Raw genomic sequence first — 17,820 nt, forward strand, 5'->3', positions numbered from 1 at the left:
ATTCCGATGCCGTTTTTAGGAAGTGTATATCAAATATTTGGATTGTATCCAGAAATTTATTATGGAATGATTTCAGCCGAACTTGCAGAACAGCAAAGGTTGGAACAAGCGGAAAACGAAGAACAAGAAACAGAAGCGTAACTGCATAGGAAGCTTCAAAATAAAAATGATAACACACTACTTGCTCTTTAAACGTATAAGAGTAAGTAGTGTGTTTTTGCTATTTAATAATCCCATTTTCTAAAATTTTAATAGTTGGTGCCACTTTCACATTAGCTTTTGAAAAGGCACTCGGCCAATCATCTTCAACTGTTTTCCATTCTTTATATTGAAATGCTCTCGCATAATCACCAAACCCGAATGGATCGAGTTGCTGTTTTTGGATTTTGTGGATTAAATCGTTTAAATCTTTGTTTAGTTGTTTTGCAATGAGAGAAGTTAATTTCTTTCTATCTTTGTCTATATCCATGTTGAATGTAAGTTCAGATACGGCAATTTTTAAATCCATTTTAACATTAAATTTGAAGTGGTTATCGCTATAGTCTGTACGGATAGCACGATTCATGCTAAGAACGTTTATTGTTACGAAATCGTCACCTTCTGTATCTTTTAGATGACTATTACTTTCAACTGAATGAGACGGAATTTTCATTGTAAGTGAAACGGGTATATTAGCTTTCTTTTGCAACATAAGCAAAAGGGCACTTTCATAACGATTTAAAGACATCTTATAAATTCCGCGAGAAGTTAATAGTGCAGAGCCTGTAACGATAACATCTTTTTTTCCTTTTTTTATTTCTGAAATAGCAGGTGTTATACCTTTATTAAACGTTTGCCTATGAAATTCATGAAATGGTGTGAAAACTGTCCGATTGTATAATTTATTTGTATTAATTAAATCTGTTAAATACTCGGGAAGGGCAGGTTTATCTTTAAAGTTATTATATATAACTGAAGAAACTGGACCGTCTACTGCGACCATGCGCATGTTTCCGGTATTTTTAGGATCGCGATACCAAACATCAAGGTAAGGCATAGCCCCTTCTTGTTTTAAAAAATTTGTGCTAAATAAAATGAGCTGTAACTTTTCTGTAGATACTAAACCGCCACTTGAACTATTAAACGTTGCTTTTGCTTCTCGAGGTGTACGCACTTTTGCTTCATGTGTTTCGTACTTTTTTTCTACGTCTTCATTAAAAGTAGGGTTTACGTGGTACACAATTAATTTTCCTTTTGCTTTTGCGTCAAAACCGTAAATTAATGAAATAGATTGTTTTTCTAAGTCTAGCCGGTCTCCACAGCCTGTTAATAAGGTTATGAGAAAGCAAGGTATAGTGAAATGAATAAAGCGCCTCATTTAAATTTTGCTCCTTTTCCAATGCTGATAAAGTGTCATGTATAAGAGAAATACGACTGGGAATAGAAAAACGATAAAATAACTGGCAGTTCCCCAAAATTCTCGCAACGCACTTATTTGGTAAGAGGAAGGGATATAAAAGAATAGAACGAAAATGCACCCGAATAATAAAATCCAAACAGGTAATGGACTCCCTTTTTTGTTAAGTAATTGATTGATTCCATCTGAAGCAGTGAAAATATAAGGAATACAAGAATCGAAAATAATGAAGAGATAAAATGATAAAAAGATAATTTCAAATCGTTCCAGAAATGAAAAGTGAAATGGTGTAACAAGAGAAAGAGTCGGCCATAAAAATTTCGTTATACCATCCGGGCTAAAATAAACGAAAGAAACGAACGTAACTTGTAGGTAAACAAATAAAGTAATCATATTTGCAATAACGATTCCTTTTTTTGCAGCTGATTTGTTAGTTAGATAGGGATAAAGGACGAATGCAAACTCGAATCCGAGAAACGCAATGATAGTTGATTTCACTGTGGTTACAACTGGTATCCATCCTTCCTTTAGAAAGGGAAGAAGATATATCCAATGACCATCTTTAAGAGGAATAAATAATAGTAATGGCATCCAAAGGGTAAAAATTACAGTGAAAACGGCAAAGCGACTAATAATAAGTACACCTTTACATGCAAGCATAAGCATTGGAATAGAAAGCAAAATCATAATTAAAAACATAGGAGATCTAGGTAAAATCCAAATGTGAATAACATACAGGAGGGAAAAAACTAAGGAAACTGCTGCAAGTACAGCATATAAAATCCAAAAAATCATTCCTACTCTTCCTAACCATTTTCCAAGATAACGAGTCAGCACATGAAGTAAAGTATATCCAGGATGCTTTTCCATAATTTTTACAATACATAAACTGACTAAAGTAGTGATAGCGCATCCGATAATAATAGACATCCAGCCATCTGTATTCGCACCTTGTGCAACTTCACGCGGAAGTGTAAGGACACCGAATCCTACTTGAACACCACTAATCGTTAAAATGTATTGAAATAAAGTGATCTCCCTCTTTGTACGTTTTGTCACTTATTCTCCTCCTTTTCCTCAACATCTCTTTGCCGGTTATCTTGTTTTAATTGTAGAGATAGTGGCCGTTTCTTCATAATTTTCCATGGGAAACGTACAAGGGTATCTTTTAAATCCGAAGCATATGACGGAGAAAAAGGACTACCATATGGCACACCAAGTGATTCCATAGAAAGAATATGGATGATAATAATTGCCATTCCAACCATAATTCCAATGACGCCAAATAAAGAGGCGGCTATCATCATTGGGAATCGAAGAAGCCGAATTCCTGCTGACATTTCTAAGTTGGGAATAATGAAAGAGGCAACCGCAGTAATTGATACGACGATAACCATAACGTTACTAACAATTCCAGCTTGAACCGCAGCTTGTCCAATTACAATTCCTCCTACGACGCCGATTGTTTGTCCAACAGGTCCAGGGAGCCGAATCGCTGCTTCTCGGAGCATTTCGAGAACTAATTCCATTAATAAAGCTTCTAATATGGGGGGGAAAGGAATTTTGGCTCGAGATTCTCCAATCGTTAACAACAATTTGAGCGGAATCACTTCATAATGGAAGGAAATCATAGCAATATAAAGAGCAGGAGCAAATATTGCAATAAATAGTCCAGTGAAACGAAGGAGTCGTATAAAAGATGGAATCATAGGTCTGAAGCTGTAATCATCTATCGTCTGAAAAAAGGATGAAAAGGTCATAGGTCCTATTAATACGCCTGGTGAGCGATCTACAACAACGGAAATTCGCCCATCAAGAATATGATGTGCTGTTGTGTCAGGGCGTTCAGTTATTGATAATTGTGGAAAGAGAGTAAAGGAATTATCTTCAACAAACCCCTCTAATTCACCAGTAGTAAGAATCGCATCAACTGTTACTGACTCGATACGGGATGCCATTTCTTTTACGATATTTTCGTTCGCAACATCTGCTAGATAAAGCAAAAAAATCTTTGAAGTAGCTCGTTCACCAACAGTGAATTCCTTCACTTTCAATTCGCGATTTGGAATATATCGACGAATAAGTGCAAGGCTGTCGCTCGCTACTTCATTAAATCCTTCGTGTGAGCTTTTTATGGAGCTCTCTGTTGTAGGTTCTTCAATACTCCTTTTTGGTGCCGCTTGCGTATCAAGCTCTAAAGCGGATAGTTGCCCGTTTATAAATAAAATACTTTTGCCGTGTAAAAGAGATTGTTCAATGTCTGTCCACTGTTGAACTTTTTTTATATTTCCGATAGAAACAGAAGCTTCCCAAAAATCGTCTTCATTCCACTCTTTAAATAAGAGAGGACGAAGAATGTTTACGTTAATAACAGTTTTGTCTACAAGTCCTTCCATATATATAAGTGCAGCTTCCTGTCCGTTTTTTAATGGAAAAGTGCGTGTTATTAATTCTGGAATACCGCTAAACAGTTTGGACAAGTGCTTTAAATTAAGGGAAAGGGAAGAAGAGATAGATTTATTTAATGCGTAATCAGCTTGTTCTTGGGTAGAAAAAGATTTTTCACCACGAATCCATTTATTAAAAGACCCCATTTGTTCGCTTACTCCTTGTTATGTTTTATATGGGTTATTATGGATAGTTACAAGCTGACATATGCGTAGTTTAAATTTTATATTGTATATTTTTAACTTTAACGCTATAATTATAGTGTTAAAGATGGAATCGTGATATGACCTGTTATGAATCTATCGTTTTATTTATGAATAAATGGATTGGTATTTTAGCAAGATGTGCTAATAAACTACTCCACCATGATGATAGCGTGCCAAAAATGTGGTGCGTATATTTTCGTGGTGGAGTTTTTTTATTCTCAAAAAGGGGGAAAGACCATGAATGACAACATGGTTCATATTACAATTGACGGAAAAAAGTATACAGCGGAGCCTGGTTCGACGATATTGGGTGTTATGAATGAGAACGGGATTGAACATCCGCAAATTTGTTACGTGCCAGAAGTAGATCCTATTCAAACATGTGACACTTGTATTGTAGAAGTTGACGGAAAGTTAATGCGTTCTTGTTCGACGATAGCAACGGAAGGTATGAGCATTGAACGTGCTTCTGTTCGCGCAAAAGAAGCACAAACAGAGGCGATGGATCGGTTACTAGAAAATCATTTATTATACTGTACAGTATGTGACAACAACAATGGGAACTGTAAACTGCATAATACAGCAGAATTAATGGAAATTGAACATCAAAAATATCCGTATGAACCGAAAGTAGATGTAAGTGAGGTTGATATGACGCATCCGTTTTATCGCTATGATCCTAATCAATGTATTGCATGCGGTCAATGCGTTGAGGTGTGTCAAAACTTACAAGTAAATGAAACGTTATCGATAGACTGGGAAGCGGAACGCCCACGAGTTATTTGGGATGAAGGAGTAAATATTAATGATTCTTCATGCGTTAGCTGTGGTCAATGTGTAACGATTTGTCCTTGTAACGCTTTAATGGAGAAAACGATGCTCGGTGAAGCTGGATTTATGACGGGATTGAAACCAGATATTCTTGAACCGATGGTAGATTTAATTAAAGAAGTTGAGCCTGGATATAGCGGTATTTTTGCGGTATCAGAAGTGGAAGCGGCCATGCGTGATACTCGTACGAAGAAAACGAAAACAGTATGTACATTTTGTGGTGTAGGTTGTTCATTTGAAGTGTGGACGAAGGGGCGTAAAATCCTTAAAGTACAGCCATCTTCAGATGCACCAGTTAACGCAATTTCCACTTGTGTAAAAGGGAAATTTGGTTGGGATTTCGTAAATTCTAAAGAACGAATAACAAAACCTTTAATTCGTAAAAATGGAACGTTTGTTGAATCTACATGGGAAGAAGCACTGAATGTAGTTGCAAATAAATTAGGCGCTATTAAAGAAGAGTACGGTAAAGGTTCTATCGGATTTATTTCTTCCTCTAAAATTACAAATGAAGACAATTATGTAATTCAAAAATTAGCTCGACAAGTATTTGGAACGAATAATATTGATAACTGCTCACGTTATTGCCAATCACCAGCAACGGATGGTTTGTTCCGTACAATTGGTATGGGCGGTGATGCCGGAACGATTAAAGATATTGCGCAATCTGGTCTTGTTATTATTGTAGGATGTAATCCGACAGAAGGTCATCCTGTTCTAGCTACACGTATTAAACGTGCACATAAATTACACGGACAAAAGTTAATTGTGGCCGATCTTCGTAAAACCGAAATGGCAGAGCGATCAGATGTCTTTATTAGTCCAAAACAAGGAACAGATCAAGTTTGGTTAATGGCTGTTACGAAATATATGATTGATCAAGGTTGGCATAATCAGGAATTCATTAATGAGAATGTAAACTTCTTTGAAGATTTCAAAGAAAGCCTAGAAGAATATACACTTGAATATGCAGAAGAAGTAACAGGTATTTCAAAAGAAACACTTATTCAAATGGCTGAAATGATTCGTGATGCAGATGGTACATGTATCCTTTGGGGTATGGGGGTAACGCAAAATACAGGTGGTTCTGATACTTCCGCTGCAATTTCAAACTTACTTCTTGCAACAGGAAACTATCGTCGTCCAGGAGCAGGTGCATACCCACTTCGAGGTCACAATAACGTACAAGGTGCTTGTGATATGGGTACTTTACCAGGATGGCTTCCAGGATATCAGCACGTTACTAACGAAATGGAACGTGCGAAATTTGAAACTGCTTACGGAGTGAAAATTGACAGTGAACCAGGTCTTAATAATATTGAAATGCTTTACGCAAGTGACGAAGGAAAAATGAAAGCAATGTACCTTGTCGGAGAAGATATGGCTCTTGTAGATTCTAATGCAAATCATGTACATGAAGTGTTATCGAGCCTTGATTTCTTCGTTGTGCAAGATGTTTTCCTTTCTAAAACTGCTCAATATGCAGATGTTGTATTACCAGCAGCGCCATCTCTTGAGAAAGAAGGTACTTTCACAAATACAGAGCGCCGTGTCCAAAGATTATATCAAGTTCTTCCTACGCTAGGAGATGCGAAACCAGACTGGTGGATCGTCCAGGAAGTTGCGAATAAACTAGGTGCAAACTGGAATTATAGCCACCCAAGTGAAATCTTTGCTGAGATGGCAAGTTTATCACCATTGTTCTCGCAAGCGAACTATGAAGTGCTTGAAGGGTGGAACAGTTTCCATTGGGGAAGTTTTGATGGAACGAATACACCACTTCTGTTCCAAGACGGATTTAACTTCCCAGATAAAAAAGCTCGTTTTGCGATTGCTGACTGGGTACGTCCAGCTGAATTTCCAGCTGAGTTTGACCTTCACATTAACAACGGTCGTATGCTTGAGCATTTCCATGAAGGGAATATGACAAATAAATCAACAGGTATTCAAACGAAAGTACCTGGTGTTTTCGTTGAAATCTCTCCAGACCTTGCAAAAGAACGTGGAGTGAAAACTGGTTCATTAGTCCGTCTTGTTTCTCCGTTTGGAGCGTTAAAATTACGTGCACTCGTTACAGAGCGTGTAAAAGCGAATGAGTTATATTTACCGATGAATTCTACAGATAATGAAACAGCGATTAATTTCTTAACAGGTCCTGCGGTCGATACGCGTACGAACACACCTGCTTATAAACAGACGAAAGTGCGTATGGAAGTGCTAGAAGTTGATGGCGAAAATCCGATGCCAAAAGCGAACCCGCGTAATAAAAAACGTCATCCTCAAGCTGGTATTGAGGTACATCGTAAGTGGGCACGTCCAGGGTATGTGCATTTAACGGATAAGTAGGAGGAGAAAAATATGGCTGCACCTATAAAAATGATTCAAAAACAAGAATTAACTGAGGAAGAAATAAAACAGAAAAAATTAGATGATTTAAAAGAGCTTCTAGCTAATAATGAAGACGCTCTAAATCAAATGTTTAATATAGTAGGGGAATTGAATGATATTGGCATGTTAGAAGCAGCTAATTCTATGCTAAAGGCGAAAGAACCAATCGCAAAGATTGTTCTTGGCCAAGTGACTCGTGAGCCTGTTACAAATTTAATTAATAATATGATGGGGGCTGCGGGTGCTTTAACAGAACTTGATCCGGAGCTTACGAAAAAGCTTATAGGTAGCTTATTAGTAGGGCTAGAAAAAGGTAATGAACATTTAGAGAGTAATAAAAAAGTAGGGGTATTCGATCTTATGAAAGTATTGAAAGACCCAGATATTAACCGTGCTATCGGGTTTGGGCTTCATTTCTTAAAAGGTATGGGAAAAGGATTAAAAGAAGAATAAGTTTCATGAAGTGAACCTTTTCGCCCAAATGTTTGTACGAAATAGTTTGGGCGGAAGGCTCATTTTGGTAAAATATATAATAAAGTAAAATGAGGTTTGTGGGAGGTATAATGGTATGTCAAAAAAAGTACATGAATTTAATGATATGATACGAAAACTTCGAAAGGAACTTTTCGGAAAAGGGCCAGAACGAATTCATACTGTTTTTGCAGAAAACATGGCGATTGCGACTCTTTATGGAAACTTAACACCTACTGAAAAATTCATTTCAAGTACGATGGACGGTGCGGAAATGGTTCATATGGCTAGAACGAAAATGATTCAAGAAGTATATGCTGCGAATTCCCGTGAACATTTGGAGGAACTTGTTGGAGCGAAATTAGTGAACCTATTTTCAGATATGAAAGTAGAAGAAGATATTGCAGTTTCGGTATTTGTTTTTGATAAAAATATAACGTGAGAGAAGGATACTGATCGTGAAACCGATACAGGTAGAAAGAGAAATCTTTCGTTATGAACAAGGGGCGTTTAAACATATAGAGGACAGCATTGTAACAGAGTTTCCAGTCACGATTAAAATGAACGGACAGGAGTTTGTTACAATGGTTAGTACTCCAGAATATATAGAAGATATGGTAATAGGCTTCTTAGCATCTGAAGGAATCATTCGAAAGTATGAAGATATTGATGACATATGGGTACAAGAGAAAGAAGGATTTGTACATGTCACGACGGCAAAAGTAAATCCGTATTACGAACAAATGCAAAATAAACGATATATTACGTCTTGTTGTGGTATGAGTAGGCAAGGGTTTGTTTTTGCTAATGATGCACTAAGTGCAAAAAAAATGCAGGGTGTCCATGTACAGGTTGCGGCAGAGGATTGTTTTCGGTTAATGAAAGAAATGCAGCAATCTGCGGATACGTTTCATCATACTGGCGGGGTTCATAATGCAGCTTTATGTGATGTGAATGGTATTATTTTAAGCCGAATGGATATTGGTAGGCATAATGCACTGGACAAAATTTACGGTTATTGTTTAAGAAACGATATTTCTATAAAAGATAAAATCATTGTTTTTAGTGGTCGTATTTCTTCGGAAATATTATTGAAAGTTGCAAAAATCGGTTGTGAAATTATACTATCAAAATCAGCTCCAACTGAGTTAGCTTTGCAACTAGCGGAAGATTTAGGTATTACGACAATAGGATTTATTCGGAATCAATCCTTAAATGTATATACGCATCCAGAGCGTGTTTTAAATATAAAATAAGTAAAAGCGAGGCAATAAATATGAAATCTGTCACATTAGACAAGTTACAACGTCCGTTAAAGGATTTACGTATTTCAGTTACCGATCGCTGTAATTTTCGCTGTCGATATTGTATGCCAGAAGAAATATTTGGTCCTGATTACTCGTTTTTGTCTAATGATAAAATTTTATCTTTTGATGAAATTGAAAGGATAACTCGTATTTTCGTTTCTTTAGGTGTGAGAAAATTACGAATTACAGGCGGAGAACCGTTACTTCGAAGAGGGCTTCCAAAGCTTATTGAGCGGCTTCATAAAATAGATGGTGTGGAAGATATCGGTTTAACAACCAATGGATCGTTACTTAAAAAGTTTGCTCCTGATTTATATAAGGCGGGACTATCACGTGTAACAGTTAGCTTAGATTCCTTAGAAGAAGAGCGGTTTTTCTATTTAAATGGTAATAGGAGCAAAGTACAAAGGGTTCTGGAAGGAATACAGGCTGCTGCTGAAGTTGGTATGAAAATTAAAATAAATATGGTCGTTCAAAAAGGGAAAAATGAACAAGACATTTTGCAGATGGCGCAATACTTTAAGGAAAACAGGCATATTCTTCGTTTTATTGAGTATATGGACGTTGGAAATTATAATGGTTGGGATTTAAAAGAGGTCGTCTCTAAACAAGAAATAGTAAATACAATTCACAAAGTGATGCCGTTAGAACGGATAGAAGCAAATTATTCTGGTGAAGTGGCTACTAGGTATCGTTATATAGGAAGCGATGAGGAAATAGGTATTATTTCATCGGTAACAGATTCTTTTTGCTCCTCATGTACGAGAGCTCGTATTTCTGCAGAAGGAAAATTATATACCTGCTTATTTGCTTCTAAAGGAAATGATTTAAGAGAATTGCTTCGTTCTGAACATACAGATGAGGACATTACAGATGTAGTACGCGATATATGGAATAATAGGGAAGATCGTTATTCAGATGAACGCTTAAATCATACAAATAAGAAAACAATACCTAAAATTGAAATGTCACATATCGGTGGTTAATATATAAAGCTAGCGTCATAGTGAAAAATGGAAAATTTACAAGAGTTGTGGATTTTCTATTTTATAGTAAAAGTGATGATTGATATCTCTGTAAAAGATGTGCAGAGAAATTAAGCAGCATTCAAAAACCTTTATTTTGAGGAGGTTTTTTGAAGCTGCTTTTTTATTTGGAGAAAATGGAGGAATGGGTAATGGCATTTCATAAGCCGGAACAAATTGCTGAGCTTGTCATTGAGGCCGGTGTTCAAAAAGTAAGACAGACATTGCCAGCGATGCTTATTCTCGGTTTTTTAGGAGGAGCGTTTATTGCGATAGGTTTTTTACTTAACATTCGAGTTTTAGGGAATTTACCTGAGCGCTGGGGAAGTCTAGTTAATGTTTTAGGAGGGGCAGTATTTCCTGTTGGACTCATGCTCGTAGTATTAGCAGGAGGAGAATTAATTACGGGAAATATGATGTCACTGTCTATGGCGCTTTATGCAAAGAAAATTACATTGATAAGTGTACTGAATAACTGGGTTTGGATTACTCTCATGAATTTTATTGGGGCAATTTTCGTTGCGTATTGCTTTGGACATCTTGGCGGATTAACAGAGGGAGAGTATTTAAATAAAACGGTAGCGATAGCGGAAGGGAAGTTACATGAATCATTTGGGAGAACTTTAATTTTAGCAATTGGTTGTAATTGGCTCGTTTGTCTTGCTCTTTGGCTTGCTTACGGGACGAGTGATTTTGTCGGAAAAATCATCGGAATTTGGATTCCAATTATGGCATTTGTAGTCATTGGATTTCAGCAAGTAGTAGCAAATATATTTGTCATTTCCGCTGTTATTTTTGCTGGTCATCTAACGTGGATGGATCTGGCTAAAAATTTTGTTCCTGTTTTTATCGGAAATGTAATTGGAGGAGCTGGGTTTGTTGGTTTTGCTTACTTTGCTTGTTATCAGAAACAACATTCTAATATGAAATAGAGTTCTTGAGAGGAAGGGTATGTAATGGCTGATCGGTATTCACGACAACAGTTGTTCAAACCAATTGGGAGTAAAGGACAAGAAAAAATTCGAAATAAACATGTGTTAATTGTAGGAGCAGGCGCATTAGGAAGTGCAAGTGCCGAAAGTTTCGTACGTGCAGGTGTTGGCAAGTTGACGATTATTGATCGTGACTACGTTGAATGGAGTAATTTACAAAGGCAACAATTGTACTCTGAACAAGATGCGATAGAGAAAATGCCGAAAGCAATTGCTGCAAAAAATCGGCTAGAACAAATTAATTCGGAAGTACAAATACATGCTTTCGTAATGGATGCAACTTTAGAAAATATGGAAGGTCTATTAAAAAATGTAGATGTAATCATTGATGCAACAGATAATTTTGATATTCGTTTTGTAATAAATGATTTATCACAAAAACATAATATTCCGTGGGTATATGGTTCTTGCGTTGGATCGTATGGTATGAGTTATACAATTATTCCGCAAGAGACACCGTGTTTACATTGTATGCTGAAAAATATTCCTGTTACAGGTGTGACATGTGATACCGCTGGAATTATTAGCCCGACTGTACAAATCGTCGCAGCATATCAAGTGGCGGAAGCACTCAAAATTTTAATAGAAGATTTTTCAGCAATTAGAAAAACATTTTTCATGTTTGATATATGGAATAATCAAAACCATTTTATAAAACTAGGAAAAATAAAAACAGACGCTTGTCTCTCATGCGGTTTGAATCGAACTTATCCTTATTTATCATACGAAAATCAAACGAAAGCAGCTGTTTTATGCGGAAGAAATACAGTTCAAATTAGAACAGTAGACAATAGGAAATACAATTTTGATGATATAGAAAAAGTATTAAAAAAACTGGGAAAAGTAGATCGGAATCCGTATTTACTATCTTGCCAATTCGATGATTACCGCATCGTTTTTTTTCGGGATGGTCGTGTTTTTATTCATGGTACAAATGATATTTCAAAAGCGAAACAACTATATTATCGCGTATTCGGTTAATAGAGAGGGTGTCAACAATGGAAAGAAGAGTGCCAATTACGGTTGAAGAAGCTGTTCGTAAAGTGATGGGATTTGCTCATAAAGGCTTAAAGGAGCTATTACCAATTGAATTAGCTTACGGACGTATATTAGCAGAGGATTTAGTAGCTGACCATGATGTACCGTCATTTAATCGTTCGCCGTATGACGGATTTGCTATTCGAGCAGAAGATACTAATTTAGCAAGTTATGAAACGCCAATTGTATTTGAAGTAGTGGGTGAAATTGGTGCAGGATCGCTATTCCATGAGAAAGTAGGTCCGTTTCAAGCAGTTCGAATTATGACGGGAGCACAAATTCCGACTGGGTGTGATGCGGTTGTTATGTTAGAGCTGACTCGTCAATATGAGAAGAAGGGCAACAATTATATAGAAGTGAAGCGATCATTCAAAACGGGCGACAATATTTCTGTTCAAGGTGAAGATGCTCGTAAAGGAACAGTTCTTGCAAAGAAAGGATCGTACATTAATCCAGGTATTTCAGCTCTTCTTGCTACATTCGGTTATAGTGAAGTACCAGTTGCGAGAAAGCCTGTAATTGGACTGTTAGCGACTGGGAGTGAATTACTGGATGTCAATGAGTCATTACAGCCAGGGAAAATCCGAAACAGTAATACGTATATGATATTGTCTCAAATCCGAAGAGCAGGCGGAAGAGTAAAATATTTTGGGAAGTTTAGTGATGATTTTAATACGTGTTTTACAGCTGTGAAAGAAGCGCTTGGCCAAGTAGATATGTTAATTACAACGGGCGGTGTATCAGTAGGAGATTATGATTATTTACCAGCTATTTACGAAAAGTTAGGTGCATTTGTTCTTTTTAATAAAGTTGCAATGCGACCAGGAAGTGTTACGACTGTAGCACAATTAAATGGCAAGTTATTATTTGGTTTATCAGGAAATCCATCAGCTTGTTACGTAGGGTTTGAATTATTCGCAAGACCGTGTATTCGGACGTATATGTTTAGTGAAAAAGTACATTTAAAAAGAGAAAAAGCGTTATTAGGAGAAGATTTTCTAAAACCGAATCCATTTACAAGATTTGTACGAGCAAAATTGACATATAACGAAGGTCAGTTAATCGCTTATCCATCAGGGTTTGATAAATCTAGCTCAGTTTCTTCATTGGCAGAATCAAACGCGTTTATCGTATTGCCGGGCGGGACAAGAGGATATAAAAAAGATATGTTTGTCGATGTTCTTTTATTAGAAGATAACGAAGGTAGTAAATGGCCTTGGACATTTTGTAAAGGGAGAGGTGGTTCTAATGGGACAAGCGCTATTTGAAATTGTAGATATACCGATTGTAGTTGAAGAAGTAACGAATAAGGTTGCAAGAAGAGAAGCAGGAGCAATTACAACATTTATTGGTACGGTGAGAGAATTAACAAAAGGAAAACGAACGCTACATTTAGAGTATGAAGCATATAAGCCGATGGCAGTAAAACAACTTATGAGAATTGGTGGAGAAATTAGTGGGAAATGGCCGGACGCAAAAGTAGCAATTACGCACCGTGTAGGGCGGCTAGAAATAATGGATATTGCAGTAGTCATTGCAGTTTCATCACCGCATCGTAAAGTAGCTTATGAAGCGAATGAGTACGCGATTGAACGTATAAAACGAATCGTTCCAATTTGGAAAAAAGAATTTTGGGAAGATGGAACGATGTGGGTTGGAGATCAACTTGAAAACACACCATATTCAGAAGGAAAACCAAAGAAGGAAGAATGAGAAAATGATTACAATTTTACTGTTTGCAAATTTGCGTGAGGAAGTTGGATTGGATCGATTAGTGATTTCAGAAAAGCAAGAAATGACAGTGCAGCAATTAAAAGAATGGCTCAAAGCCAGCTATTGTTTACAAACGCTGGATAAAGTGATGGTGGCTGTTAATGAAGAGTTTGTAATGAATGAAGATATGATAAAAACTGGAGATATAGTCGCATTAATCCCGCCCGTTAGCGGGGGATAATAAGTTTTTTCACCAGATGAAGCGCCAAGAAGATGTGGTATATAAATTAGAATAAGAGAAGGGATGAGTTCTATGCTTACTCAAGAACAAATAATGAATGCATTAAAACATGTAGAGGATCCAGAGTTACACAAAAGTGTTGTAGAATTAAATATGGTTAGAAATATACAAATGAACGGAACAGAGGTTAAACTTGAAGTAGTACTAACAATCCAAGGTTGTCCGTTAAAAGCAAAAATTCAACAAGATATTGAAGAATCACTTTACGCAATTGGTGTCTCTAAAGTGGAGGTAATATTTGGCTCTATGACACAAGAAGAACGTGCATCTTTAACAGAGAAGTTAAAGAAAAATACTAGAACAGAAACTGGTATGCCGAGTATGCTTCGCCCGGATTCAGGAGTACGTTTTATTACTGTAACGAGCGGAAAAGGCGGAGTTGGAAAATCAACGGTGACAATTAATCTTGCAACTGCACTAGCTCGTATGGGCAAAAAAGTGGGGATATTAGATGCAGATATATATGGTTTTAGTATTCCAGCTATGATGGAAACGAATAAGAAACCAACGATGATTGATCAAACGGCAATTCCAGTCATTAGTCACGGTGTTAAAATCATGTCGATGGGATTCTTTACAGAAGGAAATAACCCAGTGATGTGGCGCGGACCGATGCTAAATAAATGGATTCAAAATTTCCTTGCGAATACGCACTGGGGAGAATTAGATTATTTATTACTTGATTTACCACCAGGTACAGGAGATGTTGCCATTGATGTTGCGGCAATGGTTCCGCAAGCGAAAGAAATAATTGTTACAACTCCGCACAATGTAGCTTCATTCGTTGCTTCAAGAGTCGGTGTAATGGCAAAACATACGAAGCATGAGATTTTAGGTATTGTGGAAAATATGGCTTATTATGAAGAACAAGATGGATCGAAAAATTATCTCTTCGGAAAAGGCGGCGGCGAAATGCTTGCAGAACAATTGCAAACAGAAGTAATTGCCAAAATACCTTTTGCGAAACGTGAAGAAAATAATGGTTCATCTGTATATGATGAAGATTCTCTTGTTGGAGAAGTGTTTACATCGTTAGCTGAGGATATTATTTATAGAGGATAGAGGGGGAAGTTTAGTATGGCATGTAACATTGATCATTCTATTGAAGATGTGATGAATAAGCTTGAAAGTCAAAAGAATTTTTTACCTGAAGGGATTTTTAAAGAGTTAAAGAATTTTTTGCAAGGTACTCATTCACAGAAATTATTAAATGATGTTTTTCACCTCCTAAAAAAGTATGATTTAGTCAGTGAGGAAGAACGAGAGACGAGAAACGCACAATTATTATACATTTTGAATTAAGTACTCTTTGGCTTTAGAATTTTTTCAGAAGGGGTGAATGTGATGGATATGAAAAAGATGATTGAAACGATAGAAGTAACTAGAGTGACTGACGAGGAATTATCGATTTCGAATTTACATCCAAAGCTTGTGAAGTTGTATAGTCAAAAAGATAGTGCAGAGTATACGAAGCTATTAAAATATATTTTATCATTATCCGTGCAACTGAAGCTGAATCTCGTATTGAAATATTTTGGTGTACGTCCCATTGTTGCTGCAGACGAGCGTATGCAATTTCAAGAGATATTTAAATGTTTAGCTAACAAAGATGATAATGGCGAATGGTTTCTAAATTTCGTTTCTTTATACGTAGGGTTAATCGTAGTTCTTTATTTTGATGAAAAAGAGATTGAGAGAAGTTTTTTCGATGATATGGTAGTGGGTGAAGGGAATGAAATATAAGCTTCTGCTCATAACATCTTTTTGTTTAATTGCTATAACTGCGATTTTAATTGGTTATATAAATATGCAAGTAATGAATTAAACTAGTTTGATAAAAAGCGTTCTTCAGTTGTTTCCGTCGTTTTTTCGTGTTACTATTAATCGAATTTTTCATAAGGAGAGAAAGCGATGAAATGGATTTATTTTATTATTATTAATGTTATAGCTTTTAGCCTTATGGGGCTTGATAAACGAAAAGCAAAGAAGAAACAGTGGAGAACGCCAGAAAGTACGTTGTTTTTATCAGCGGCAGCTGGGGGAGCAGTTGGAGCTTGGATTGGTATGTATATGTTTCATCATAAAACTCATAAAAAGAAATTTGTTTTCGGCATACCGTTACTTGTTGCAATAACGGTATGTTTATTATTCGTTGTATGAGAAATGTCGAAAGAAATGCAGATTGATTATTGGTAAAGTGAGCATATGAGAACGTATAATGGAGAAAAAATGAGAAGAGGAGAAAAAGGAAGATGGGGAGTCAATCAGCAGAGCAAAAAAAAGGGATACTATATGCGGCTGGTGCTTATACGATGTGGGGTATTCTGCCGATTTATTGGAAATGGGTTGAAGAAGTTCCTGCAGATGAAATATTAGCACACCGCATCGTTTGGGCGTTTGTTTTTATGTTACTCGTATTAGGTGTTACGAAGAGATTTCGCCAGTTTATTGGGGAATTTGTGAATCTTTTTAAACGACCTAAATTATTAATGTCATTAACAATAGCTTCAGTCTTGATTAGCGGAAATTGGTTTGTTTACATATGGGCTGTTAATCATAATCATGTTATTGAAGCGAGTCTTGGCTATTATATTAATCCGCTTATTAGTATTTTACTTGGTACAGTCGTTTTAAAGGAAAAGTTAAACTTTTGGCAATATGTTGCAGTTGGTTTAGCTGGAGTAGGAGTTGTCATTTTAACAGTACGTTTCGGATCTATTCCGTGGGTTTCTCTTTCACTTGCCTTTTCATTTGGATTATACGGATTAACGAAAAAATTGTTAAACTATGATGCGACAATCGGGCTTACGATGGAAACGATGTTAGTGACGCCGTTTGCAATCATTTACCTTGTTATGACAGGCGCACATGGTTTCGGCTCATTTGGATCTATTTCCATGTTATCAACGTTACTTTTAATAGGAGCAGGCATTGTAACAGCATTACCACTATTTTATTTTGCGAAAGGAGCGCAACTTATTCCACTTTATATGGTCGGATTTTTACAATATATTGCGCCAACAATTAGCTTAATTTTAGGTGTATTTGTATTTGGTGAACATTTCACAGCTACACATATGATTGCATTTTTCTGTATATGGGTTGCTTTATTTGTATTCTCGGTAGCGAAGACAAAGTTCTTAGTGCAGAAACAACCGAAATTTATAAAAAATAAATCAGCAAAAGTATCATAATGCGTAGTATTTTCTACGCATTTTTCTTTATACTGATACTATATAGGATTTCCATTATAGCTAGTAGGGAGCTGAGAACGTGGAAACAATTTTACATAACGATCCGCTTATGGCTGCTGTACTTTCATGGTTTTTAGCACAATTAACGAAAGTAGTCTTTAAATTAGTCAAAACAGGTGAATTTGATTTTGCAAAGTTTTTTGCTTCAGGTGGGATGCCAAGTTCTCATGCTTCAACAGTTACAGCGCTTGCTACAGGAGTTGGAGTTGTGGAAGGTGTGGAAAGCTCGATGTTTGCGGTTGCTGCTATTTTTGCCATTATAGTTATGTATGATGCTTCAGGAGTAAGGCTTGCAGTAAGTAAACAAGCAAAAATATTGAATGAGTTTTTTCACGGTAGAGAAACAGAATATAAGAAGTTAAATGAACTTGTTGGGCATACACCGTATGAAGTAGTAGTCGGTGCTTTATTAGGGATTATTGTCGGAGTAGGATATTGTTTATGAGCAGA

Annotated in this window: 20 protein-coding genes; 17 read left to right on the forward strand and 3 right to left on the reverse strand. The window is 36.5% G+C overall.

Features of this window, described 5'->3' with window-relative positions:
• The first annotated feature begins 6 nt into the window (after positions 1-6).
• Positions 7-141: a phosphonate ABC transporter permease gene (locus ACTFRH_RS11120; protein WP_001116180.1), complete on the forward strand. Its 135-nt coding sequence runs from the start codon at positions 7-9 to the stop codon at positions 139-141.
• A gap of 79 nt (positions 142-220) precedes the next feature.
• Here the strand turns inward: ACTFRH_RS11120 and gerSC are convergent, their stop codons facing one another.
• The 3 genes from gerSC to ACTFRH_RS11135 are packed head-to-tail and all read right to left on the reverse strand — an operon-like array spanning position 221 to position 3,990.
• Complete coding sequence (gene gerSC / locus ACTFRH_RS11125; RefSeq protein ID WP_001252228.1) at positions 221-1,357, reverse strand: spore germination protein GerSC; 1,137 nt, start codon at positions 1,355-1,357, stop codon at positions 221-223.
• Positions 1,358-2,455: an endospore germination permease gene (locus tag ACTFRH_RS11130; RefSeq protein ID WP_000167005.1), complete on the reverse strand. Its 1,098-nt coding sequence runs from the start codon at positions 2,453-2,455 to the stop codon at positions 1,358-1,360.
• Positions 2,452-3,990, reverse strand: coding sequence for a spore germination protein (locus ACTFRH_RS11135; RefSeq protein ID WP_000534515.1), 1,539 nt, complete (start codon positions 3,988-3,990; stop codon positions 2,452-2,454). Before ACTFRH_RS11135 ends, ACTFRH_RS11130 begins: the two co-directional genes overlap by 4 nt.
• A gap of 297 nt (positions 3,991-4,287) precedes the next feature.
• On the opposite strand from ACTFRH_RS11135, the gene fdhF reads away from it, so the two are divergent.
• From fdhF to ACTFRH_RS11215, 16 genes are all read left to right on the forward strand, one after another.
• Complete coding sequence (gene fdhF, locus ACTFRH_RS11140) at positions 4,288-7,227, forward strand: formate dehydrogenase subunit alpha (protein ID WP_440048753.1); 2,940 nt, start codon at positions 4,288-4,290, stop codon at positions 7,225-7,227.
• 12 nt (positions 7,228-7,239) lie between these two features.
• Positions 7,240-7,722, forward strand: a complete 483-nt coding sequence (locus tag ACTFRH_RS11145; RefSeq protein WP_000729889.1) for a DUF1641 domain-containing protein — start codon at positions 7,240-7,242, stop codon at positions 7,720-7,722.
• A gap of 115 nt (positions 7,723-7,837) precedes the next feature.
• Positions 7,838-8,182: a DUF2294 domain-containing protein gene (locus ACTFRH_RS11150; protein ID WP_000039582.1), complete on the forward strand. Its 345-nt coding sequence runs from the start codon at positions 7,838-7,840 to the stop codon at positions 8,180-8,182.
• Between the two features lie 16 nt (positions 8,183-8,198).
• Positions 8,199-8,996 (forward strand): formate dehydrogenase accessory sulfurtransferase FdhD, encoded by a 798-nt coding sequence (gene fdhD / locus ACTFRH_RS11155; protein WP_000802676.1) that lies wholly within the window; start codon positions 8,199-8,201, stop codon positions 8,994-8,996.
• 20 nt (positions 8,997-9,016) lie between these two features.
• Positions 9,017-10,033: a GTP 3',8-cyclase MoaA gene (gene moaA, locus ACTFRH_RS11160; protein ID WP_000844116.1), complete on the forward strand. Its 1,017-nt coding sequence runs from the start codon at positions 9,017-9,019 to the stop codon at positions 10,031-10,033.
• A gap of 191 nt (positions 10,034-10,224) precedes the next feature.
• Positions 10,225-11,004 carry a formate/nitrite transporter family protein gene (locus ACTFRH_RS11165; protein ID WP_002164134.1) on the forward strand — a complete coding sequence of 260 codons (780 nt, stop codon included), beginning with the start codon at positions 10,225-10,227 and terminating at the stop codon, positions 11,002-11,004.
• Positions 11,005-11,028: 24 nt separating this feature from the next.
• Positions 11,029-12,045 (forward strand): molybdopterin-synthase adenylyltransferase MoeB, encoded by a 1,017-nt coding sequence (locus tag ACTFRH_RS11170; protein ID WP_000785256.1) that lies wholly within the window; start codon positions 11,029-11,031, stop codon positions 12,043-12,045.
• 17 nt (positions 12,046-12,062) lie between these two features.
• Entirely contained in the window at positions 12,063-13,370 is a 1,308-nt protein-coding gene (locus ACTFRH_RS11175) for a molybdopterin molybdotransferase MoeA (RefSeq protein WP_000442203.1), read from the forward strand.
• Complete coding sequence (gene moaE, locus ACTFRH_RS11180; protein ID WP_000529378.1) at positions 13,351-13,815, forward strand: molybdopterin synthase catalytic subunit MoaE; 465 nt, start codon at positions 13,351-13,353, stop codon at positions 13,813-13,815. Before ACTFRH_RS11175 ends, moaE begins: the two co-directional genes overlap by 20 nt.
• 4 nt (positions 13,816-13,819) lie before the next feature.
• Entirely contained in the window at positions 13,820-14,056 is a 237-nt protein-coding gene (gene moaD / locus ACTFRH_RS11185; RefSeq protein ID WP_000628483.1) for a molybdopterin converting factor subunit 1, read from the forward strand.
• Between the two features lie 72 nt (positions 14,057-14,128).
• A complete protein-coding gene (locus ACTFRH_RS11190) occupies positions 14,129-15,178 on the forward strand; it encodes a P-loop NTPase (RefSeq protein WP_000957516.1) in 1,050 nt (349 codons plus the stop codon).
• A 15-nt stretch (positions 15,179-15,193) separates the two neighbouring features.
• The gene (locus ACTFRH_RS11195) at positions 15,194-15,418 is read left to right on the forward strand and encodes a hypothetical protein (RefSeq protein WP_000752373.1); all 225 of its coding nucleotides are present in this window, start codon (positions 15,194-15,196) and stop codon (positions 15,416-15,418) included.
• Positions 15,419-15,460: 42 nt separating this feature from the next.
• Positions 15,461-15,859, forward strand: coding sequence for a hypothetical protein (locus ACTFRH_RS11200; RefSeq protein ID WP_000367298.1), 399 nt, complete (start codon positions 15,461-15,463; stop codon positions 15,857-15,859).
• Between the two features lie 168 nt (positions 15,860-16,027).
• The gene (locus ACTFRH_RS11205; protein WP_000871325.1) at positions 16,028-16,276 is read left to right on the forward strand and encodes a DUF1294 domain-containing protein; all 249 of its coding nucleotides are present in this window, start codon (positions 16,028-16,030) and stop codon (positions 16,274-16,276) included.
• 92 nt (positions 16,277-16,368) lie between these two features.
• Positions 16,369-17,310 (forward strand): EamA family transporter RarD, encoded by a 942-nt coding sequence (gene rarD / locus ACTFRH_RS11210; protein WP_000535540.1) that lies wholly within the window; start codon positions 16,369-16,371, stop codon positions 17,308-17,310.
• 79 nt (positions 17,311-17,389) lie between these two features.
• The gene (locus tag ACTFRH_RS11215) at positions 17,390-17,815 is read left to right on the forward strand and encodes a divergent PAP2 family protein (RefSeq protein WP_000447824.1); all 426 of its coding nucleotides are present in this window, start codon (positions 17,390-17,392) and stop codon (positions 17,813-17,815) included.
• Positions 17,816-17,820 lie beyond the last annotated feature (5 nt).

The organism is Bacillus cereus group sp. MYBK216-1 (assembly GCF_051916495.1).
GTDB lineage: Bacteria > Bacillota > Bacilli > Bacillales > Bacillaceae_G > Bacillus_A > Bacillus_A thuringiensis_K.